Here is a 1,735-nt window from a genome sequence, read left to right as displayed (position 1 = left end):
CTGACCTCATGGTCAGTTCATAGTTCACGGGAGGTCGTCGCCGCAAGCGGGATTCGTCTCGGTGCCGCCGGGCGGCCGTGCCGAGCCTCACGCTCGTGGGGCCCGAGCACACTCCCATAGACTCAGTCCTCGTCGCGGTCCTGGACGAAGGGGACCGTCTCGGCCCGCTCGAACGGCGCGCGGGTGAAGCCGACGGAGAGGAGCGCGTAGTCCGCCGACATGCCGCCGAGGCCGCGGGAGGCCGCGATCTGCGCCGGGTGCTGCGCGATCCCGCCCGCCACCACGCCCGAGTCGAGCACCCAGGGCAGGCCCTCCGCGTCGGCCGTGGCGGCGGCGTGGAGCGTGTCGACGTCGGTCCGCAGGTCGCCCGCGAGCACGGCGATCCGCCGCGTGGGCAGCAGCAGCCCGCTCTGGTGCTCGGCAGCGTCGTACAGGTCGTAGAACCGCTCGGCGAGCTCGGCGTGGACGAGCACCAGCTCCTCGAGCAGGTCGTCGTCGGGCGCCCAGGCCTTGCCGAGCAGCCGCCAGGTGCCCGGCCGCACCGCGCCGCCCCACCAGGCGTCGGTGCCGAGCGGCTCCACCAGCAGCGACGGGTCGCCCGCCACCACGGTGCCCCCGAAGGTCACCGTGCCGAGATCCTCGAAGCCGTCGTCCTTCAGCTGCCGCAGCGTCGCCATCGCCCCGCCCCCGTCGGACGGAGGACTATCGACGCGCGTCCTGCTCGGCGAGGAACTCGTCGGTGTAGCGGAAGACGTTGTTCATGCCGACGGCGAGCGTGGCGATGAGCAGGTTCTCGCCGATGGGCACGCTCATCGTGAGCTCGCTCCATGTGGCGGTCATCCGCCAGGTCTCGCCGGTGCGGTGCTTCAGGAACAGGTCGATGGAGAAGGACTGGACGAGGCAGTTCCCGCCGCCGTCGTTGCACGCTTCGTCCTCGATCCAGCTGCGGGCGAGGATGGCCTCGCTGTCGTCGCTGTGGACCCAGCGGTAGTCCTTGAGCAGCTCGTAGGGGATGGTCACGCCGAGCGAGGAGGTGGCGATGTCGTTGGTGGTGCGCACCAGCCCGTCGCCGTCGAGGAAGGCCCGCTCGTCGCCCGTGACCTTGCGGTGGTAGTGCTCGTAGGTCTTCGGGTTCGAGAACATCTGGTCGTCGAGCACGATGTGGCCGGCGTGATCGAGCAGCGGGAACGGGCTCGGCGCGGCGACGGCGGCGCCGAGCAGGTCGCCGAGGTCTCGGTCGGGCCGGTCGACGTCGGCGACCAGATCGGCCGTCAGCGGGGTGAGCAGCCAGCCGTCCTCGGCCTGCTCGCTGTCGATGTTGTCGGCGAGCCAGGCCGCGAGGTTGTCGATGCCCTCGGGCAGGGCCTCCTCGTCCTCCCAGTTCGCGAAGAGGTAGCCGGTGAGGTCTTCCATCTCGGTGGGCGCGGGGTCGCGCTTCTTGGCGCAGCCTGCGGCGAAGATCAGCGTCAGGACTGTCAGAACTCGCACCGTCATCCGCGCCCCCAGCCCGTCACCGGAAGTGTGAGTGTGGTTCGCAGGTTAGCCCGCCCTGGGGTCAGAACCCACCCTGACCGTCCCATTTTCCATCCCAGGTGCGGTGGAGCGTCATCGTGAGCTTGGTGCCGGTCGTCCCGCACCGCCCCACCGCCTCGAACCGCTTCGGCGACTCGAGCGTGAACCGCGCGCTGTCGAGGCTCGTGCCGCTCACCTCGACCGGCGTGTTGGCGTGGTAGCT

3 protein-coding genes are annotated in these 1,735 nt (G+C 70.4%); all 3 read right to left on the bottom strand.

The annotated features are described in order from the left end of the window. Nucleotides 1-122: 122 nt before the first annotated feature. Nucleotides 123-677: a hypothetical protein gene (locus tag R2707_21310; protein ID MEZ5247639.1), complete on the bottom strand. Its 555-nt coding sequence runs from the start codon at nt 675-677 to the stop codon at nt 123-125. A 25-nt stretch (nt 678-702) separates the two neighbouring features. Beyond that, entirely contained in the window at nt 703-1,488 is a 786-nt protein-coding gene (locus R2707_21305; protein MEZ5247638.1) for a hypothetical protein, read from the bottom strand. A 67-nt stretch (nt 1,489-1,555) separates the two neighbouring features. Next, the coding region (locus R2707_21300; GenBank protein MEZ5247637.1) for a hypothetical protein at nt 1,556-1,735 on the bottom strand (180 nt) is incomplete at its 5' end.

Source organism: Acidimicrobiales bacterium (assembly GCA_041394245.1).
GTDB lineage: Bacteria > Actinomycetota > Acidimicrobiia > Acidimicrobiales > Aldehydirespiratoraceae > JAJRXC01.
Note: the sequence above shows the minus strand (reverse complement) of the source record. Positions and strands in the feature narration are given on the sequence as shown.

Coding starts and splice junctions, on each gene's coding strand:
- R2707_21310 (MEZ5247639.1), bottom strand. CDS start 677: ATGGCGACGCTGCGGCAGCTGAAGGACGACGGCTTCGAGGATCTCGGC.